Consider the following 20,156-nt stretch of genomic DNA (forward strand, 5'->3'; position numbering starts at 1 on the left):
GGTATCGCTGCACGTACGTACACCGTTGGGGCAGTAGTGTCGGTACACAGGTATTCACGGATTCGTGCCTGGTTGCGGTGGAAAACGCAAGACACGGAGCGCCCGTTCCTTTTATGGTTGTGCTACCGGTAAGGAGCGATATGAGTAGCCAGGTCGACCCGGACGAAGAAATATCGATCGCCGCCGACGGCGTTACCGTGCGGAAAGCGTTCGAAGCGGACGAGTTTCCGGTCCCCGCGATTCGGTTTGCGATCACATCGGAGCGAGAGACGCCCGTGAGTATCTGTCTCTCCGAAGACATCCCCGAGGAGTTTCCGATGGACAGGGTGGGGTTTCATCCGGAGTACGAGGACGAGAACTGGACGGCGTATCAGGACCAACGCGTCGAGTTCGAGCGAACGCTCGAACCCGACGAGGAGATCACGACGGTCTACGGGATCCGAATCGACAGCCCGGACGAGGCGACACCGTTTCTGACCGAACCAACCCTCTCGGACGTGGTTCCCGCGGGCGAAGCAAACGATAGCTCGACCGGCAACGAGGGCTCCGAGATAAACGAGATCACGGACGAGACGAGCAATCAGGCGGTCAAGAACATGATCGCGGGCGAGAGCGAGGGCGTCCCCGGACTGAGCGACGACGATGACGATGACGAGGACGAGTCGACCGCGGACTCCGACGATTCCGACGATCCCGGCGTCGACGCGGACGATGAGTCCGGCGGACTGGATCTTGACCTCGGAAGCGTCGACACTGATCCCGACGTGAGCGAAGATACGGACGGGTCGTCCGACGACACCGAGGACGAACCCGATATCGACCTCGGCTTCGGGGACGAGACGTCCATCCCCGACGAGAACGAAAGTCCCGAGACGGAGTCGGACGACGCACCCGAGATCGAACTGGATCTCGGTGGCGCGGACGACACTGACGCTGAAACGGGGTCGATCGAATCCGAACCTGACGCGGCCGAGCCGGAATCGGACGACCGCGACGGTGTCGAAGCCGACGCGGACGAAGCGGAAGCCGACACGGGCGAGGGCTCCGAAGAGGAAATCGAGCTAACCCTTGAATCGTCCCCGGCGGAGACAGACGCGGACGCCAACACCGGCGTTGAGACGGAAGAAGCGTCCGTAGACGACGCGGACGACGATGCGGAGATCGACGCTATCGACGAAGACGAACCCGACACCGAGGTTGATTCGTCCGCCGCCGAGACAGACGAACCTGCTGTCGAAACCGACGACCCTGTTACCGAAACTGCTGAATCCGTCGCCGAGGCCGACGGATCTGACGCCGATGCTGTCAGTGCAGACGGAGCCGACACAGAGACTGCCGACGGAGCGTCGGCGGCATCGACTGACACCGACGACGGCGAGGCGTCCGAAGCGGACACGCCCGCCGAGGAACCGACAGTCGGATCCGAAGGAGGCGCCGAGGCAGAGACGACAGACGAGGATGAGAGCGCTACCGCGGAGGCCGGCGGGGCGGAGCCCGCGGTAGAAGCTGATGCGGACGACGCGGAACCCGTCGAAGACGCCGATGCCGCGGACGAGAGCGACGTCGCCGAAGCCGAGGACACCGACGACGTACTCGCCGACGACGAGGAACCCATCGCCGACGAAGAGGTGACGGACGACGGTGTCGACACGGAGACGGTCGAGGACGAAGACGCGTCCGACGACGAAGAAATAACTGACGAGGCCGACACCGGCAACGAGACCGCCGAGAGTCTCGACATCGGCGACGAGACTGACGCGCTCACAGCCGACGACGCCACAGAGGAACCGGCAGCCGCGGCCGAAGACGCCGACTCCGAGATGGCGACGGGTGATTCTACCACCTCGGAGAGCGCAGCGTCGACGGGAACAGCGGCCGTCGAAGGCGGCGTCGCAGCGGCGCTGGCGACGGAACTCCGCGAGGGACGGGTCGACGAAGCGGACAAGGAGGTCCTCCGCGAGGAACTCGAGGTCCAACTGTCCGGCGCGGAGGCGGCGCGCATCGACCACCTTCGGAAGCAGGTCGACGACCTCGCGGCCTACACGGACGCGCTGGAGGAGTTCATCGCCGAGGAAGGCTCTGGACAGGAGATTATCAACAGCTTCCAAGACGAGCTCGAATCCATGCACGCGGAGCTCGACGACATCGCCGGACACGCCGACGCCAACGCGGACGAGATCGACGACCTCGACGCGACTATCGGAGATGTGACCGACAGGATCGACGCGGTCGACGACACCGTCAGCGACGTGGACGAACGTCTACACAGCGTCCGGGACGACGTCGAGTCGCAGGTCGAGTCGGTTCGAGCCGACCTGACGGAGGAAATCGATGCGGTCGATGACTCCGTCGGGGACGTCGAGCAGACGGTCGAGGAGACCAGAACCGAACTGGCCGACGACATCGAGTCCGTCGATACGCGCGTCGACGAAACCGGCGAACAGGTCGATGCGGTCGAGACGGCAGTCAACGGCGTCGCGGACAACGTGCAGGTCGTCGAGGGCGAAGTGAATCAACTCGACGACGACGTGTCCGCCATCGACGACGACGTTGCTGCCCTGGACGACGACCTGCGCTCGCTCGAAGACGAACTAGCGGACGTCAGAGAGGCCGTCGACGAGATACAGGCCTGGCGCGACCAACTCGGCGAGATGTTTTCGGGCTGAGCGGAGTTAGGATCGACAGCCTTTTGTTTCCCGTAATCCCGATACGAATTCAAAGCGGTGCGTATGGTCGGGGACACTCTCTACGAGATCCGAGATCACATTGACGCCCTTCGCTCAGACGGCGGTCCGTTCTACATCGTCTGTGCGCGGACGGGAGAGCGGCCGGTACCCGTCGCCGACGCCCGGTTCGACAACCGGAACACTGCGGCCGAGGCGGCCCGTATCGCATCCGAATACCGGACCGCGTTACGGCGGTACGACCCGTCGCTCCCCTACCGCGACCTCATCGTCTGCGAGGACGAGTGGGTCGGTGCCGAGGGGTCGGAAGCGGACGACCTCATCGCGTTCTGTCACGACGTCGCCGGCGTCTTCTTCGCGAGGAACTGAAAGCTTTGGAGTGAGTGGCGGCGATGCCGGTCGTTGTCGGGGGTCGGTCCGCGAGGCGATCCTCCGCACCCGCCTCGCGGCCGTCGACCGCTGCCCGTGCTGGTGTTCGTCGAGAGCGGCGGGGGAGGTGAAGCGCTTCACGGATGTTCTTCGAATATGTATAAAATACAATATATAATTTTTATAATTCTCCACGTATTTCCATTATATGATGTCTAAAAATAACTACTCCTCCAGCAGAAGAAGAGCCCTAAAATCGATCGGTGCCAGTGCAGTCGGTCTCGCGTCGCTACCGATCACGACCAGTGCTAAATCGGAAGGCCAGTGCCGTAGCGTGACGGGCACCGAATTCACTGGGCTTGCGTACGATCCCGAGAGCCTGGAAATCGTAGGCAACGCTTCAGGAGAGTTCAACGAAATAAAAAAGGGATTGAGCGGAAATATCTCAGTCCCGAGTGCGTCCGTTTCCCTCTCTCGATCCGAGGCGACTCGACGGAACTCCAGTTCAGAATCGCGACTGTTCACGAAGAACGAACGAAAAGAGGAGAAAAAACCGTACGAACACACCCAGGTCATCGTCTCTTCTGATAACTCCATCACGGGAAACATCAGAAAACCGTCGTTAGATTCGGTGGCGTTCACGCTGTTGCCTAAATCCGCGCCGAAAGCTACTCAGCTTGAAGAATTTATAAAGAGAGCGAAGCCCGATCGGAGCAAGACGTACGATCAGAAGGTTACGGAACAGAGCGGGTCTATCGCTAGTACCGATGACGAAGATTACAAAGACATCGAGTGGGTTCGGACCCGGGACTACGGCAACGATTTCGACGACGATGGATGGGAGTGGTTCGCTTACTTGACAGGTGATGCTGGCAAGTCGTACGACGTGGATCAACTGCCGAACAACGGGTACAACCGCTGGTCGATGCAGTCGTACTTCACGAAAGTACCGTCCTCTGACACTTCTGACGTCAGTCTCGACCTCACGAGCCACACCGACTACATCGACGTCGCTCCCGGTTCAGGGTACAAGTCGGGCCGGGATTCGGGATTAAAGATAACGTCCGAACGGCCAGACACACGGGGTGAAGACGATAATTATTCGTTCTCCGTCGGAATCGGATACGCGTTCGGTTCGGTTTCGATGGGTCCGTCCATGTCGGTTAATCTGGACCGAAACACGTACGATCTGAACAACGACCACATGTACTCGGAGTGGATAATGAATCTCAATCAGTTCCCGACCGGCCAGGAAGACAATCGCGGCGTGTGGTTCGATATGGAACCGTCCACGAGCGAAGATACGAAAGAAGTACGGGCGGAATCACAGTACAACTGGAACTACGACGAATCGGGAACGGCCTGTGATCCGGGCAGAACGATCTACGTCAGAGACAGCGTGGAACTCCCCTTGAGTTCTAATCTCACCGTCGATATCGTATAAGGAGTAACTCTTAACCCTTTCCCAAGGCTCACACGCGTACAATGAACCGGAGAGATTTACTAAAAATAGGCGTTCCGACTACCGTCTTTGCCACGACCGGGCTGTACGTAGCGTCGACTAAATCCACGGACATTCATATACGGAACAACACGGGATCTGCTCGCTCCATCTCCATTTCGATCCGACGGAAAGACGGCGGTACAGAGCAGTATACAGAAGAGTTCACCCTTCCGCCGAACGAAGACGTGACCGAGGCGGGCGTGTTGAGCAACGGTGATTATCACCTCGCTATCGAAAACGAGAGCACTCGTCTGGAGCGGGACGTCTCCAACGAGTTCTGTTGGGACCCGGCCATCTACGTCGCGGTCTACGACGGCGGCGGGATCTCGCTTTCCTCCTCTAACTGTTGGCTCGACTACGTCCGCGCCGACCGATAACGGGACGCCGTGGCGTTCGGCGACCTCCCAAAAGATCTTTCGAGCGTGGACGACCATCCCCAAACGATGACTGAAGGTGGGTGGCGACTCGCGGTGACCGCGGGTGCCGACGAACCGCCGACGGGGATGGTTAGCGTCGACGTGGACGCCGACACGGCGTGACTAGCCGGTTGAGTGAAGCGCAACCGGTTTACAGACACGGAGCGTGATACAGGACAATGACTGAGACGTTACGGGTCGCCGTCCCCCGGAAGGGACGACCGCTGGAGGCCGTTCTCGACCGAATCGCCGCCGGAACCGGAGACACCGAACTCGCTGATTCCATCTCCTCGACGCTACGCTACGAGAAAGCCATCGCGAAAGGCAAACAGACGGACGAGCGAGACGTGTACGACCGTCTGGCGGCCTACAGCACGCTTTCCGACGCGGGACAGCCCGACTACACCCTTCTCCGCGACGACCGCGCCGGTATGCCGCGCCGGATCGTGTTCGACAGCGTCACGGTCGAAACCGACGGCGTGGACGTACAGCTGATCGGCCGCGAGGAACCGTTTCGTGCGGTTCGAACGCACGACTTCGCCCTCGGATTCGACAGCGCCGACCTCGTTCTGGAGGAGGTCGTCGGTCTCCGCGAAGAACCCCTCGCGTCCATCGACGACCTCAACGCTCGGATCGACCCCAAAGACACCGACGTTCGCGTCGTTACCGGTCTCGGGGACACAGTCTACCACACGCTGATGGCCACACCGGAAACCCGTCGAGAGGGTCCCGCCGACGAACTGAGCCGGGAGTTCGTCGCGAACTACGCCGGACCGCTCTGTATCTCGCCGCGGTACGAGCGGCTCGTCCGGGCCGTGCTCGGCACGGCGGCGATGGAAGACGTGACTTTCTGCTATCCGGACGACGGGCGCGAGGAGGAAGCAGCGGTCGCAGATGTCGGGCTCGGCGTCTATCTCACCGTCACCGGATCGACCGCCCGCGACCACGGTCTTGAACTGGGTGAACAGCTGTTCCCCAGCGAGACGGTACTGATGGAAAACGTCGTCGAGACGACGCAGGAAGCCGACGCGGTCAAAAACCTCTTCGCCGACGCAGAGTTCGAGACGGCCCTGGCCGTTCAGTGAGACGCCGCGACGGCCGCCGCCTGGTCCGTCGTACCGTTCTCTCCGTCCTCCGTAGCCGTTTCGTCGCTGTCGATATCGTCGGTCGAGTCCCCGTCTACCGGGGTTGAGTCACCGTCTCCCGTAGTCGGGCCCTCACTCTCGTTTGCTGGGTCTTCTCCCTCCGTAGTCCGTTCTGCCGTTGCAGTGCTGTCCGTTCCGTCGGACTCAACCGTGGAGGTATCGTTCGTCACCGACCCGTTTCGTTCGCTATCCGAGGACTGGGTGGCTGTCGCGGTGTCACCGTCCCCCTCCCGGGTGACCGTCGAGTCACCGTCTCCGTTCTGGGAACCGGTGGTGGCCGTCTCGCTGGTCGTCTCGGAGGGCTGCGTGATGGTGAAGTTCCAGACCGGCCGCTCCGTCACGGCCCCCGACTCGTCGACGACCCAGACGATGACCGGACACTGGCAGGCGCGTTCGACGGACATCGTGGCCGTGTCCTGGGCCCCGCTGACCGATGTCGTTCCGAGGCGGGCGTCCTGTAATCCGTAGAACCAGACGACGCGGTGCAGGTCACCGTCCGGGTCGCTCACGTCGAGTGTGAGGTCGATAGCGTCCCCCTCCCCGATGGCAAGCCCGGTATCTTCGTCCTCCTCTAGCGTTATCTCACCACCGCCGTCCGCTGCCGACATGGACGGCGCTTCGGTACCGCCCTCTTCGACAGTAACCGTCCACTCGGCCGTTCCCACGCTCTCCTGATCGCCGTTCAACACCGTCGCGGTCACCTCGTGAGTGCCCGTTTCGGTGAACGTCTGTTTATAGAACTCCTCGCCTTCCGCCCTGTACTCGCTGTGGAACGGACCTAACCGGTAATCGGTCTCCCCGTCGATGGTCCATTCTGCCGCGATGGGGCCGTCGACGGACTCGTCGACGGACACTTCGAACAGCATTCGAGTTCCAGGTTGAACCGTCACTTCCCCGTCTGCCGGCGTTATCCGCTCTACCGCGTCAGTGCCGCCGTCGTCCTCGGTTTCCGCTGTGTCAGTATCCGTCTGGTTGCCGACGGTAGCGTTTCCGTCGGTAACGTTGTCATCAGTGTCGTTTCCGTCGGTAGCGTTATCGGCAGAGTCGTTTCCGTCGGTAGCGTTATCGGCAGAGTCGTTTCCGTCGGTAACGTTGTCTTCTATGTCGCTCCCGTCAGTTTCGTTCTCATCAGTGCTCTCATCATCACTGTTGTCCGTCTCGTTACCCTCAGTATCGTCGTCGTCTTCAGTGTCGTCGGTCTCGTTGTCGTCAGCGTCCCCGTCGTCCGTTTCGCTCGGTTCGTCGTGGACTGGAATCGTCGCTTCGTCTTCCTGACCGTCGTCGGGCGCTTCCTCCGGCGGAGCGTCAGTCACGTCGGCTTCGCTCGTCGGACAGGCATCGGTGACGAGATACGCGGCACCGCTATCGTTCGCGTTGCCGTCGTGGAACGGCGCGCCGACGAGCAGTTCCTCCGTGTCGTCGCCGGTCAGATTGGTCGCTCCGGCCAGCGAGAACCCGGCACCGTCGCCCTCTTCCTCGCCGAGGTACGTCGCGACAGCGCCCGAAAGCGACGCGTTGCCGGTCGCGTTACCGCCGACAGCGTAGGCGCTGCCGGTCGCAGAATCAACGCCGGGCGCGCCCACGTACACCGTCTCGTTGCAGGGGCCGCCGCTCACTGCGAACCCGGCGAGGTCGTTTTCGCTCTCGCCGTACAGTTTCAGGGCGGCGTCGTCGAGGCTGACGTTCTCGGAGAGGTCGCTCCCCCGAACGACGTACGCCGCACCGGCGTCGGTACCGGTCTCGTTGTTGTACGGCGCGCCGACGACGACATCGGCCAGGCCGTCGCCGTCGACATCACCGGCACCGTCGACCCTGTATCCCGCGAAGTCGTCAGTATCAGCGCCCGTGAGTGTCGCGTTCGCTTCACCGAGCGTGGCCTCGGCAGGCGGGTCGTCGTCCCCGTAGATGACGTACGCCGCGCCGGCGTCGTTCGTCCCTTTGTCGGCACTGTATGCACCGACGATCACGTCGTGTCGCCCGTCGCCGTCGACGTCACCGGCGTCGGCGACTGACCAGCCGGCGCGGTCCCCGAGACCTTCCCCGGCGTATTTACTTCCGAGGTCCGAGAGGGACTGCGTCGCTCCGGCACCGAACTCGATCTCGTCGCCCTCGATCAGATAGGCGGCACCGGCCGTCGTGTTCGTGCTGTTGTTGTACGGCGCGCCGACGACGAGATCGGACTCCTCGGACGAGTGGTTCACCACGTCGAGGGCGTACCCCGCGTGGTCGCCCCACGACTCGCCGTCTATCGTCGTCGTGTCGTTTCCGAGAGCGACGGTCCCGTTGAGGCTCTCGCCGCCGGAAACGACGTACACTTTCCCGGCGTATCGCTCGCCGTCGCTGTTGTTAGAGTGGGACGCTCCGACGACGACATCGGCGTACCCGTTTCCGTTCAGGTCACCGCCCGCCACCGCGACGCCCGTTCGGTCGGCACGTTGCTGGCCTTCGAACGTCACGTCCGCGTCCGAGAGGTTGATGTCGCCCTCGTCGACGGGCCCGTAGAAGAGGTACGCAGAACCGGCGTGCGTACTGTTGTCGTGCCGTCTCGGCGCGCCGACGAGGAGGTCGGACTCCCCGTCACCGTTGACGTCACCGGCCTCCGCCATCGACCATCCGGCGGAGTCGTTCTCCATCACCCCCCGTAACGTCGTGTTCGCCCCCGAAAGGTTCGTCTCGTTCAACGCTTGGTCCGGTTCCTGCTGAAGGGCTTCCTGTTGAAGATCAGTGCCCTCTGCAGTTCCGGCGTTGATCCCCAGGACAGCGACACTTACCGCGACCAGAACGGCAACGGCCACGGTCGCGATGCGAACTGAACTCGCACTGGTATCCATACACGGTTCGCACGACGCCAAGAGGGTATTGTAATTCGTCGCTTGCCCGACGGCAAGGTCGGCTGAACTTTCGGGGTGGACGAGTAACCGTCACGTCGCCTTCAGTTCACGCCGACGCCAGTCGAGGATTCAAAGCCGGTATAGGTGCCGCTTACGCCCCATATCGAGGAAATACGATCACACTTGCGATCGAACCGACTGGACTTACTCGTGATCGCACACTTCTGTCCCGTCTCTCGCATCCCTGGTGCGAACGAGAAAACACCGGTAGAGCGACTATAGACGGGTAATCTCGCATTACTCGTCATCACACGAAGGTAATAGTCGACGTCCCACGGCGGAACGGGTCCTTCACCAGATCAGCGTGCGGATATCCTACGACACACTGACGAAGGGATCCGATGCAGTCGTGACAGGTTCAGATCGTTCTCACCGCACGAGAAGCTGGTTGCGATCGCTCCCTGACGCAGTGACGAGGACAACGAACGCCTGCCGGTCCGAATATCTCCCCCGGATTCACCCCGGTTGCCATCCGTTTTTTCGAAGACGGGCATCGAAGTGCTATGACACACCGCTGATTCGGAGCCTGTTTCCGTCACGAGGGTGCAACCAGGGCCGAACCCACTCGCCGATGGGCTACTCGTTCGTCTCGGACTGACGCTCGGCGGTGATCTCACGCGCCGCTTCGAGGATGAGATCGTCGTCTACGTGGTCGAGTAGACGTCGGTGACCCTGCTCCGTCCGGCGTTTGATCTCGGACCGAGGGAGATACGTGTCGATCCGACGGTCGATCTCTCGTTCCCGTAGTTCGGCGAGTCGCTCCTCCGGAAGGTCGTGGTCGTCGGGCAAGCGGTCGTCGAACAGTTCGCGCCAGCGGTCGCGGTCGTCGAGTTCGTCGTCGAGTTCCGCTTCTCGACGCATCCAATCGTACTCCGCAGCGAGCGCGTCGGGATAGCCTCGCTCCCGCCGGTGGTCCTCCACGAGCGTGAGGCCGACCCGTGCGCCGCGGCCGGCGGCCATGATCGTCTGGTGATCCGTCTCGTCAGATGGGGACGCAACGTAGAGGCCGTCGACCGGCGTCGTCCCGTCCACCTCCGGGTACGACCGGTCGAACTGCTCGTGGGACTTGCCGTCGTACTCGTACGTTTCGAACATCGCGTCGCCATCGAGCGGTCGGAGATACTCGCCGTCGTACCGGGTCGCTGCGACGACTCGTCGGGCGGTGACGCGCCGTCCGTCCTGCGTTTCGACCGCAAACCCGTCGTCGCAGCGTTCGACGGCTTCGACCATGTCGGAGACGAGTTCACAGCCCGCGTCCTCGGCGTGGTCGTACATCAGTCCATACAGCGTCTCGATATCGATCCCGCCGGGGAAGCCGAGGTAGTTCTCCAGATAGGCGCACTGCTTGATCGAGGAGCGACCGCGGTCGAAGATGGCCGTCTCGAGTCCGTACCGTGCGGTGAACACGCCCGCTGAACAGCCGGCTGGCCCGCCGCCGACGACGACCACGTCGTGATCCGTCGCTAGCTGCGAGTCTGTGTCTGAGGTCGTCATGACGAGTTCTCCTCTATAGCTGGTTTCGCTGTCCGCTGGCGGTCACGGAGCGGTTCGACTTCAGTCATTCGGGCGTCACTGTTGGAAAACCGATGCAGCCTCTCCGTTTCAGCCGGAATGCGGTCGTAGATCGGGCTTTCCCGCGTCGCGGCCTCTCGACGCGTCAGAGCCCCGTCTACCGTACTATCGACGGCCATGTTTTTAGGTTAGCCTAAAATTATAAAGCCGTTTCGAAGTTCCGACTCGCTCTAATCGCTGATCACGCTGTAGTGCGGACGCGTTCGGCCGTCTGACCAAGCCGTTCAGTATATCGACATACGGTTTAGCTGGTCCTTTTGCGGTACAGGGGACGACGCACAGTGCTTCCGAACGAGAGTCGTCATAGAAAGAAACCAAATTCGGGTACTTGTCGTCATCGAATGTCAGACCGGAACCGGACAACGAGACTAACGTGTTCAGTGACTGTATCAACCGCTGTCTGAGATGTCGGCTCACCCCCCAGGCAGCACCCAGTCGAACCACAGTTTGTCGTTTCGTGAATTCGCCGTACCCGCGAACACAGACACATGTTGATTATCTGTACGCCTTTTGTTCCAGTTGTCTCCCTGTCGTTTACCGCTGTTCGACACTACGATTCAGACCTGTTGGAGACGATCTCTTCTGGGCGGGACATCCACAACCCTCTATCATTGTATCCTTGACCAGTCGTTTTGCTCCCCTTCCTGAACAGGAGAACAGACAAGGGCGGCTCAGTGCCGTATCAGTTCGGAACTGTTCCCGTCACTCTCGATTCTTACTCGGTTTCTCGGTTCTAAGAGAACCAACCTAGATCTACGTATTGAGACAGATCTGGTCCTGTTGTCCTGTATCGGGCGCAATTGAGCGTAGCGGTGGATTATTTTATTCGTGTATGTAGTACCAGAGACAGAGTTTGGGATACCTTTAATACAGATATGTATCCAATACCCGGCAGATTAACGGTCCATTTAGCAGGATAAACTCTCGTATCATTCGGGGACTCACCGCCTCTACTCCCCGAACTGTGCTATTGGGCCGACAAACACAGTGCAAAGTGCACTCTGCAAGGATGGTGGTCGGTGCATGAGCGTCGAGGTTGTCGGAGGTCCGTTCTGTTCGAAGCTCGGTTGCACCGACGAGGCCGCCGCTGTCATCGACCACCCAGACCACGGCGAGCGAGTCGTCTGCGACGATCACGCCGACGATGGCGAGGTGATTCGCCATGTCTGAGCAAGACATCCGCGCCGAGGACGCCCTGCAGGTCGCCCAACGAGCGCTGTCGAGAGTCAACGACCTCGAACAGCGTGTCGACGAACTCGAAGACAGCGGCGAACCAAACAGCGAGGCCGCCGGCTACGACAGTCGCGACTCGGCCGTGGTTGGGCACCTCGAACCAGGAGAACCGGTCGAGATCAAGACCCTCAGACAACTCTACCGCCGCCACACCGACATCCGGGCTGACGACACGCTGAAAAAGCGCATCCAGGGCCTGGTCGCGGGGCCGGACTTCCGGATCGCCCGGGCGGGTGTCATCCTCTACGATCCCGACGGGGTGAACAGCGATGACTGACGACTACAGTGACGCGCGCCACGCTGACGAGTCGCTCGACGAAGCGGCAGCCAACGACGTTGCGTTCCGGAAGCTCATCTACGGTCTCGCCGGCGACGACATCGACCCGACTGAGTGCGGCCCCGTCGAAGCCACTCAGCGCGCCGTCGACCGCGTCAACGACCTTGAGGACGAGAACGAACAACTCCGTCAGCGCGTGATCGACCTTCGCGAGACAGTGGACAAGATGAATCGCGCCGCGGAGTTTTACCAGACCGTCGCCCGCAACAGCGCGGCGAAGCGAGACCGTCAGGCCGCGGTCGTGCTCAAACACGCCGCGAACGTCTCGGTCTCCCCCGGTCGACAGGCATACGACGGCTCCCGAGTCAAGGACGTCCTCGAAGCAGCCGACGAGAAGATCCACCGGACCGACACCTACGACGTCATGGACAAAGCCGAGGAAGTGGTCGGCGACACCGAACTTTGCCGCGTCAAAGAGGAACCGCGGTCGAGCCCGAAGAACACGCGGCTGATTGTCGACTCCCCGACGGAGCTCCCCGGGACGATCGCCGGTGTTCGGATCCACGAGGGGGTGTTGCGGGAGTGAACACGTGTTGCGGAGGTGTTGCGGTTCCACAACACCTCATGAGGGGGGTGCCCCCGCCCAGGCCGTTTAGAGAACAACCACGCTTGGATTGAGTGAAAATCCCATGACGTAACCGAAGAAAGCAAATGTCGATTAGTCACACCTACGCTCGAACATCGCTCGCATCGCTCGCAGAAAACGACCGCAACACCGTTCGTTCGGTGTTGTGGAGACGCAACACCTCCGCAACACCGGGTCGATGGAGGTGGATCGCGTGATGTCCGCAACGACAGACACTCAAACGGCCGAGCTCGTGGATACGTTCCAGGAGTTCTTCCGGGGCTATTACGACGATGAGATCCGGACGCTCGCGCAACACTACCCGAACGAGGATCGGTCCCTGGTGGTCGACTGGGGCGACCTCTACCGGTTCGATCCTGACCTGGCGGACGACTACCTCTCGAAGCCCGACCAGTTACAGGAGTACGCCGAAGAGGCGCTGCGGCTGTACGACCTCCCGATCGACATCGAACTCGGGCAGGCACACGTCCGCGTGTGCAACCTCAACGAGACAGACTCGTTTTACCCGGGCTGGTTCTCACCGACGAAGCGCCACAACACGGCACCGTACCTCACGGTCGAGGGCCAGGTCGAGAAGGCCACGGACGTCGACCCGAAGGTCGAGGAAGCGGCCTTCGAGTGCCAGCGCTGCGGGACGCTCACCCGAGTCCCGCAGTCAGGGACGAGCGACGACTTCCAGGAACCCCACGAGTGTTCGGGGTGCGAACGACAGGGTCCGTTCCAGATCAACTTCGACCAGTCGGAGTTCGTCGACGCGCAAGTGCTCCGACTCGCCGAGCCGCCGGAAGTGGCTGCTGGAGGCGGCGGGACGAAGATCGATGTTGCCCTCGAAGACGATATCACCGACGAAGTCGACGCCGGCGATCGCGTCGACGTCACCGGCCGGCTCCGTCTCAAACAGGAGTCATCGAACAACACGAAGACCACGCGGTTCAAGCCCTATCTGGAGGGCCATCACACCGAAATCTGCGATACGGACTTCGAGGACCTCGAAATTACTCCGGACGACAAGCGGAAGATCGAAGCGATCGCGGACGGCGAGCATGGCCCGCTGTTCGAGACCGTCACCGCAAGTATCGCCCCCGACCTGACCGGCGAGAAATACGAGCTGATCAAGGAAGCGATCTTCCTGATGCTGATCGGCGGCGCGACCGCCGAGCTCGACACCGGCCGTGAGGTCCGCGGCGTGTTCCATATGCTGCTGATCGGGGACGCCTCGACCGGGAAATCGACGCTTCTGCGCGAGGCGAAACTGATCGCCCCGCGGTCGGTGTTCGCGAACGGGAAAGGCGCGACCGAGGCCGGGATGACCGCGACGGCGAAACAGGACGACTTCGCCGGCGGCGAGTGGGCGCTCGACGCGGGCGCGCTCGTCCAGGCGAACAACGGCCTCGCGTGCATCGACGAGATCGACAAGGTCCGGGAGGACGTCCAGGACTCGATGCACGGTGCGATGGCGGACATGAGAGTCGACGTGAACAAGGCCGGGATAAACACCACCCTCCCCGCGGAGACGTCGGTGTTCGCGGGCGGGAACCCGAAACACTCCCGATGGGACGAGTACGTCGCCGACAGCGAACAGATCGACCTGAGCGAGACGTTGCTTTCACGGTTCGCGCTCATCTTCAAACTGCAGGACAAACCCGACGAAGAGACGGACCGGGAGAAAGCCGAGCACGTCCTGGAGACCAAGGAGGGCGCGAAAGCACGACGTGCTGGCGAGGATGCCGGTGCCGATGACGATAATCGCGTGCTCGACCACGACCTACTCCGGAAGTTCGTCGCCTACGTGCGGCAACTCCCCGACCCGCGCTTCCGGTCGAAAGAGGACCGGGACACACTCCGCGACGCGTACGTGCGGATGCGCGGTGTCAACGGCTACGATGATGATGCACCGGTCCCGATAACGCTGCGGAAGCTCCAGGACATGCACCGGATCGCAGAGGCGAGTGCCCGGGCCCGCCTCTCGGAGTGGATCGAGGAGGAGGATATCAACCGCGCGAAGCGGTTGGTCGGCGAGTCGCTGCAGGACTACGGGATGAACGAAGACGGCGACTTCGACGCCGACATCGTCGAGACGAACACGTCGAAGCCCCAGCAGGACCGCGTCAAGAACGTCAAGGCAGTCATCGGCGAATTGCAGGGGGGGAAAGAGGGCGGCGTCCCGTACGAGGATGTTTACGAGAAGCTCGAAGAGGTCGGGATCGACCGGGAGAAGGCGGAACACGAGATAGAGAAACTGAAGCAGAAAGGCGAGGCCTATGAGCCGAAGACGGACAAGGAGGTGCGGGTGGCGTAGATGTCCCGACCCCAACACACTGCCGTCGAACTCTCCCACCCCGACGGCACCACCACACCCGGCATCGAGCGCGAACGACGGACCGACAGCGCCGGCGGCCACACGCAGGAGCGCGTCGTCGTGGCGGTCGCGACCGACGGGGACGTCACCGAGATAGACACGGCGGCGTCTCGCGTCGCAGCGATCGACGGCCAACAGGCCGAGCTGGTGCGTGACGTGCTCGGCGATCGACTGGGTGATGCCGATGAGTGACAATTCCACTCCGGGCGGCGGTGAAGCGTCTGGTACGTCAACGAGCGGTACTGAACGATCAGCCACTGCGGAGGAGATAGAGGAGTGGGACGAGGAACACGACGAGCCACATCCCGTCTTCGAGGTCGACCACCGACCTGAGCGTCAGAACGTCGGAACTGAGCACCCCGAGGTGGTGTGCCTGTGTGGCTCGACGCGGTTCAAGGAGACCTACCGCGAGGAGAACGAGCGTCTCACGATGGAGGGGAAGATCGTCCTCTCCTGCGGCGTCTTCGGCCATGCTGACGACGTGTCGTTCAGCGAGGGGGAGAAGGAGATGCTCGACGCGCTCCACAAGCGGAAGATCGACCTCGCTGACCGCATCCACGTCATCAACGTCGACGGCTACGTGGGCGACAGCACGCAGTCGGAGATCGAGTACGCTCGGGAGACGGATACCGAGGTCACGTACTTGAAGCAGCCCGTGGCGACCGACGGCGGTACCGACACGAGCGGTACTAAGCGATTCGAGAAGACGACGCGCCGGGAGATCCACCGCTGTTCAGAGTGCGACGAGTTCGAGCTGGAAAAGAAGTTCAGCGGTGTCGCGGGGACGCCGGGAGAAGAGGAGTACGACCGCATCGAGGCCCCCGACAACTGCCACGTCTGTGGTGGGGAGATCGAGTGCGAGGTGGTCGCCTGATGCCGACGAACATCGCCTGGACCGACGAGACTTGGAACCCGGTTCACGGCTGTTCGAAGGTCTCGGCGGGCTGCGACAACTGCTACGCGGAGCGTATCAGCTACCACCAGTACGGCCACACTGACGAGCCCTGGACGCCGGAGAACGCCGAGGAGAACGTCACGGAGAAGCCCGGGAAACTGGAGTACCCGCGGACGCTCGATGAGCCGGCGCGCATCTTCGTGAACTCCATGAGCGACCTGTTTCACTCGCAGGTCTCCGACGAGTTCATCGGTGACGTGTTCGCGGTGATGCGGAACCACCCCGAGCACATCTTCCAGATTCTCACCAAGCGACCGGGACGCGCGGCGAACATGGCGATCGACTGGCCGCCGAACGTCTGGATGGGAACGAGCGTCGAGGACGGCCGCGTCGTCGAGCGCCTCGATCTGCTCCGGAACTGCGGCGCTGAGACGCTGTTCGCGAGCTTCGAACCGCTCATCGGCCCAGTTGCTGACAGCGCCGACGAACTGGATCTGTCTGGCTACGACTGGGCAATCGTCGGCGGCGAGTCCGGCCCGGATGATGAGCGCCGCGAGATGGCCCACGAGTGGGTCTGGCCGATCCGGCGTGCCTGCATGAAGCAGGACGTGGCGTTCTTCTTCAAGCAGTCGTCGGCTCACCAACCGGAGCAAGGGCAGGCGCTTCGGTGTCCCGACGGCGTCCGCCGGGAGTTCCAGGAGATGCCGCGGCTACCGGAGGCGACCGAGAAGGCACGCGAGGCGCAGAAAGTTGCACGGGCCGACGGCGGAAACACCCGACCAGTAGACACGGGAACTGACCGGGACGGTGATTCGCGATGACTGACGACACTGCCCCGGCCGTGCCGGAACAGGACCGCTCGGGCTTTGGGATCTACATCCACGAGTACGTCCTCGGCGTCGATATCGGCGACCACCAGCGGGACCCGTCGGACGGGACCGATGTCTACGCGTACGGGAGCGATCGAGAACGGAGCGCCCGTTGTCGGAAGTACATGGCTGCATGGGCGCGTCGGACGCTGTTCCGAATCGAGGACCAGGACGGTGAGTCACAGTGAGCACCGACCTCGAACGCCGTCGCGAGTCCCGCGACCGCTACCAGGCCGTCCTCCGAACGGTCGCCCATCAGACATCGCCGAAGCAATCCCCCGGTGCACGCCCCACGACCATCCGACTGCTGCAAGCCACACACGGCCAGCACGACCACGACGACGTCGACAGCGCGATGCGTGCGGCCATCGAGAACGACGACTTGCTCAAATGGACCGACGCCGACGGCCGCGTCCGACTGACACTCTACGCCGAACCGGATCTCAAACGTCTCGCCCAACACATCGGCGGGACGGTCAAGGACCCGCACGAACTCGCTCGCGTCAACCAGGCGCTCGCGGAGGTGCGCGATGAGTAACCACAGTTGCTCGCGAGCGCCGGGTCGCCCCCTCGACGAGTACTACGACGCACTGGTCGACCTGTACGAGCGTGGCGAGCGGGACAGCCTCGACGGTGGCGTTGCCGCCGAACGCTTCGCCGCCGAACTCGGCGTTGAGGAGTCCTCGGCGCAGGGTATCATGCACAGACTCCTTGAGGCGGGCCACGCCGAGGCCGTCTGGGGCGTGGACCCTGAGACCTCCCGTCCGAGACAGAGTTACCGTCCGACTGACCCCACAGAAGGCAAACAATTATGAGCCAGCAGTCACAAGAGAGAGCCAGACGCGCCGAGTTGCAGCGTCGCGGGACCGCTACCAGCCACCTCACGGTGGTGACCTGTCCAGCTTCTTGTCCGTCCGTGTCACCAACATTTGCCCTTGATGAGCTATCGATCCCGGAGAGGCCCCACCGGGTCTTCCCCGCGCTCGTCGAGAGCGACTGTCTCTGCCAACAGTGCTACCGTCGGCTCAAACGCACGGAGCGCTATCCCGACGAGGCGGGCCGCAGTCACGGCGACATCGCCGCATGGGTTGAACCCCGGGAGACCGACACCCTCGACCACGAACTACTCGACCGGGTGTGGTCCGAGCAAGTCGAGATCGCCGAGCGCTCACCGAGAGCATACGTCCCGGACGAACCGGCGGCAAGTGCGTCGACGCGATCGTGTTGGCACTGCGGGGCACTTCGCCCCCATCGGTCGCCGTCCACGCGCGACAAAGACGAGGCGGACATGGCGGCCCGCGGACTCTCGGCATCGCTGGCCGAGCTGGCCGTCGCCCATGACCGCACGACCCTCATCGACGAGGTTGCCCGGCACAAGTCCAACCCGGCCCTGTCCGGCAACGACCACACGGTCTTTCGGCTCGCGACGGCGGTCTCGGTCTACCAGGCCCGCGACTAACCTCACTACGATTTCCCATGAGCTCCGAGAAGGCAGTCCACCACTCCGCACCGGGAGCGGCAGGGCTACAGGAGGACCAACCCGTTACCGTTACTCTCGCCGGCCGAACGACCACGGGCACCGTCGTCGACATCGAGTGGCGACCGCGGTTCAACTACCAAGCCCAAACGGCCGTCACCGTCGACGTCGGCGAGACAACCGTCGTCGCCCCGCCGGCGGACGTCCTCCCCCGATGACGCCGCTGTCCCCCTGGGACATGCCGAGGACCTGCATCGCTCCGGGACGGGGCACCCAACCTGACCAACCCAGTCGGCAACGACCGACACCCCACGCCTCGTCCTGACTCCAGCCGGGATTGCCGTCGTCCGGGATGTCTCGGGCAGCGGCCCCTCACGGGCCCGGCAATCGTTCCCCATCCTGACCCGACTCCAGCGCACTGCGGCGTCGTTACACCACGCGGTCGTTTTGCGCCACAGTGATCCGGAGTCGGACCCTGTCCGTCCAGGCTGGCCGCGCTCCGTTGTTGTCATGTTATTCCTTGGAGGGGACACACGCTCACCGAGCGCGGGCCGAGTTCGACTCTTGGCACGGACGCTTTCTTATGCACAGCCCCGCCGACCAACTCTGGTGCCGTCTCGGGCGGCCCGACCTGACCGATGTGATACTCTGATGACCCAGCCGACAGACTTGGAGGATCGACTTCGCAACGGAGATCAGACGCTGGTCCGACTCCCAGTCCTTGGCAAACTGACGATCAACGAGTTCCACGTGTCGATCCTCGGCGTGACGGCTGGCCTGATACTGGCCTGGTCGCCCATCGCGCGACGGACGATCCGACGCGAGCCGTGGTACGCGGCCGCCGCGCTGCTCTGTGGCTACTGGCTCGGGAGGCGATCCCGATGACCGGGCTCTTCGATGCGCTCATCGACGGGGCGGGCAACTTCATCGGCGCCCTCCTGGTCGCTCCAGTCGCGGCCGCAGTCGAGGCTGGCCGCCGGCTGCGAAAGCACATCAAGACCAACAAGGACCGCTCGACGGAGAACGCGGACCGCCTCGACTCTGTCGAGCAAACGGTTCGGCAACACGACGAGCGCCTCGACCGGACCGAGGACGTACTCGAAACCCATGCGTTGCGGTTGACTGGAGACGATGACGACCCGACAAACCCGGGCGCACTCCAGTCGATCAACAACCTCGCGGCGCAAGTCGACCATCTCGAAGAGAAGGTCGAGGAGAATCACAGCGAGGTCACGGAGTCGCTCGACCGAATCACGGACTCGCTATCCGAGGGCCAGGAGGCCGACTGACCATGGCTGACGAGGATATCTGCGGCGCTGACTGCGCCGACGGGACGCCGTGCGAACATCCCGCTGGGTCCTGCCCCGTCCCGAGCCACGGCGACGATGATAGCGGCGGTGCCGGCGGTCGTCCATCGAAGTTCGACGAGGACCGCCGCAGGGCCATCCTCCAGGCCGCCCGTAACGGGACAACTGTCGAGGGCTGTGCCCGTGCGGCTGGCATCCATCACTCGACGCTGTACGAGTGGCTCGACGAGTATCCCGAGTTTTCCGAGGCGTTCGAACGCGCACGCGGGAAAGGCGAACAGCGCCTCGTCGAGGAAGTGGCCGATGACGACCCGAAGTTCATCCTCGAACGCTCATACGACTACGTCAAAACGGAGCGCCGAGAGATCGAGGCGGACGTCGACCAGACGACCACCCACGAACTCGGGGAGGACGAACGCGAGGTCGCGCTCGAAACTATCCGCGAACTCCAGGAGCGTGATGCCGGTGAGTGACATCCACGACGCGGCGTTCTACACGGGGATTGCCCTAAT

22 protein-coding genes are annotated in these 20,156 nt (G+C 62.6%); 20 read left to right on the plus strand and 2 right to left on the minus strand.

Annotated elements, in window-relative coordinates; translation table 11 throughout:
- Window positions 1-140: 140 nt before the first annotated feature.
- The 5 genes from SM753_RS16135 (at window position 141) to SM753_RS16155 (ending at window position 6,058) form a co-directional block, all read left to right on the plus strand.
- Complete coding sequence (locus tag SM753_RS16135; protein WP_323192385.1) at window positions 141-2,666, plus strand: hypothetical protein; 2,526 nt, start codon at window positions 141-143, stop codon at window positions 2,664-2,666.
- 63 nt (window positions 2,667-2,729) lie between these two features.
- Window positions 2,730-3,053: a hypothetical protein gene (locus tag SM753_RS16140; protein WP_138797337.1), complete on the plus strand. Its 324-nt coding sequence runs from the start codon at window positions 2,730-2,732 to the stop codon at window positions 3,051-3,053.
- An 856-nt stretch (window positions 3,054-3,909) separates the two neighbouring features.
- Window positions 3,910-4,497 (plus strand): hypothetical protein, encoded by a 588-nt coding sequence (locus tag SM753_RS16145; protein ID WP_323192386.1) that lies wholly within the window; start codon window positions 3,910-3,912, stop codon window positions 4,495-4,497.
- Window positions 4,498-4,538: 41 nt separating this feature from the next.
- Window positions 4,539-4,934: a hypothetical protein gene (locus SM753_RS16150; protein ID WP_135535404.1), complete on the plus strand. Its 396-nt coding sequence runs from the start codon at window positions 4,539-4,541 to the stop codon at window positions 4,932-4,934.
- A gap of 218 nt (window positions 4,935-5,152) precedes the next feature.
- Entirely contained in the window at window positions 5,153-6,058 is a 906-nt protein-coding gene (locus SM753_RS16155; protein WP_323192387.1) for a hypothetical protein, read from the plus strand.
- Here the strand turns inward: SM753_RS16155 and SM753_RS16160 are convergent.
- Complete coding sequence (locus tag SM753_RS16160) at window positions 6,052-8,949, minus strand: hypothetical protein (protein ID WP_323192388.1); 2,898 nt, start codon at window positions 8,947-8,949, stop codon at window positions 6,052-6,054. The two genes, SM753_RS16155 and SM753_RS16160, sit on opposite strands and share 7 nt — an antisense overlap.
- Before the next feature lie 636 nt (window positions 8,950-9,585).
- The gene (locus tag SM753_RS16165) at window positions 9,586-10,503 is read right to left on the minus strand and encodes an NAD(P)/FAD-dependent oxidoreductase (RefSeq protein WP_323192389.1); all 918 of its coding nucleotides are present in this window, start codon (window positions 10,501-10,503) and stop codon (window positions 9,586-9,588) included.
- A gap of 1,101 nt (window positions 10,504-11,604) precedes the next feature.
- On the opposite strand from SM753_RS16165, the gene SM753_RS16170 reads away from it, so the two are divergent.
- The 15 genes from SM753_RS16170 to SM753_RS16240 all read left to right on the plus strand — a co-directional run bounded on the left by SM753_RS16170 (window position 11,605) and on the right by SM753_RS16240 (window position 20,117).
- Window positions 11,605-11,751 (plus strand): hypothetical protein, encoded by a 147-nt coding sequence (locus SM753_RS16170; RefSeq protein ID WP_323192390.1) that lies wholly within the window; start codon window positions 11,605-11,607, stop codon window positions 11,749-11,751.
- Window positions 11,744-12,091 carry a hypothetical protein gene (locus SM753_RS16175; protein WP_323192391.1) on the plus strand — a complete coding sequence of 116 codons (348 nt, stop codon included), beginning with the start codon at window positions 11,744-11,746 and terminating at the stop codon, window positions 12,089-12,091. Before SM753_RS16170 ends, SM753_RS16175 begins: the two co-directional genes overlap by 8 nt.
- The gene (locus SM753_RS16180) at window positions 12,084-12,677 is read left to right on the plus strand and encodes a hypothetical protein (RefSeq protein WP_323192392.1); all 594 of its coding nucleotides are present in this window, start codon (window positions 12,084-12,086) and stop codon (window positions 12,675-12,677) included. The genes SM753_RS16175 and SM753_RS16180 overlap by 8 nt, the downstream gene beginning before the upstream one ends.
- 256 nt (window positions 12,678-12,933) lie before the next feature.
- Window positions 12,934-15,036, plus strand: coding sequence for a minichromosome maintenance protein MCM (locus SM753_RS16185; RefSeq protein ID WP_323192393.1), 2,103 nt, complete (start codon window positions 12,934-12,936; stop codon window positions 15,034-15,036).
- Window positions 15,037-15,288 carry a hypothetical protein gene (locus SM753_RS16190; protein WP_323192394.1) on the plus strand — a complete coding sequence of 84 codons (252 nt, stop codon included), beginning with the start codon at window positions 15,037-15,039 and terminating at the stop codon, window positions 15,286-15,288. It begins immediately after the preceding gene.
- On the plus strand, window positions 15,281-15,970 hold the full coding sequence (locus tag SM753_RS16195; RefSeq protein WP_323192395.1) for a hypothetical protein: 690 nt from the start codon (window positions 15,281-15,283) through the stop codon (window positions 15,968-15,970). Before SM753_RS16190 ends, SM753_RS16195 begins: the two co-directional genes overlap by 8 nt.
- On the plus strand, window positions 15,970-16,812 hold the full coding sequence (locus SM753_RS16200; RefSeq protein WP_323192396.1) for a phage Gp37/Gp68 family protein: 843 nt from the start codon (window positions 15,970-15,972) through the stop codon (window positions 16,810-16,812). Before SM753_RS16195 ends, SM753_RS16200 begins: the two co-directional genes overlap by 1 nt.
- Window positions 16,809-17,048 (plus strand): hypothetical protein, encoded by a 240-nt coding sequence (locus tag SM753_RS16205; RefSeq protein ID WP_323192397.1) that lies wholly within the window; start codon window positions 16,809-16,811, stop codon window positions 17,046-17,048. The genes SM753_RS16200 and SM753_RS16205 overlap by 4 nt, the downstream gene beginning before the upstream one ends.
- The gene (locus SM753_RS16210) at window positions 17,045-17,398 is read left to right on the plus strand and encodes a hypothetical protein (protein ID WP_323192398.1); all 354 of its coding nucleotides are present in this window, start codon (window positions 17,045-17,047) and stop codon (window positions 17,396-17,398) included. Before SM753_RS16205 ends, SM753_RS16210 begins: the two co-directional genes overlap by 4 nt.
- Window positions 17,391-17,675 (plus strand): hypothetical protein, encoded by a 285-nt coding sequence (locus SM753_RS16215; RefSeq protein ID WP_323192399.1) that lies wholly within the window; start codon window positions 17,391-17,393, stop codon window positions 17,673-17,675. The genes SM753_RS16210 and SM753_RS16215 overlap by 8 nt, the downstream gene beginning before the upstream one ends.
- Before the next feature lie 101 nt (window positions 17,676-17,776).
- The gene (locus SM753_RS16220; RefSeq protein ID WP_323192400.1) at window positions 17,777-18,319 is read left to right on the plus strand and encodes a hypothetical protein; all 543 of its coding nucleotides are present in this window, start codon (window positions 17,777-17,779) and stop codon (window positions 18,317-18,319) included.
- 17 nt (window positions 18,320-18,336) lie between these two features.
- Entirely contained in the window at window positions 18,337-18,555 is a 219-nt protein-coding gene (locus tag SM753_RS16225; protein ID WP_323192401.1) for a hypothetical protein, read from the plus strand.
- 433 nt (window positions 18,556-18,988) lie between these two features.
- Window positions 18,989-19,222 carry a hypothetical protein gene (locus tag SM753_RS16230; RefSeq protein ID WP_323192402.1) on the plus strand — a complete coding sequence of 78 codons (234 nt, stop codon included), beginning with the start codon at window positions 18,989-18,991 and terminating at the stop codon, window positions 19,220-19,222.
- Window positions 19,219-19,626: a hypothetical protein gene (locus tag SM753_RS16235; RefSeq protein WP_323192403.1), complete on the plus strand. Its 408-nt coding sequence runs from the start codon at window positions 19,219-19,221 to the stop codon at window positions 19,624-19,626. The genes SM753_RS16230 and SM753_RS16235 overlap by 4 nt, the downstream gene beginning before the upstream one ends.
- A gap of 2 nt (window positions 19,627-19,628) precedes the next feature.
- Complete coding sequence (locus tag SM753_RS16240) at window positions 19,629-20,117, plus strand: transposase (protein ID WP_323192404.1); 489 nt, start codon at window positions 19,629-19,631, stop codon at window positions 20,115-20,117.
- The last annotated feature ends 39 nt before the right edge of the window (window positions 20,118-20,156 follow it).

The organism is Halostella sp. PRR32, from assembly GCF_034808085.1.
GTDB lineage: Archaea > Halobacteriota > Halobacteria > Halobacteriales > Natronoarchaeaceae > Halostella > Halostella pelagica.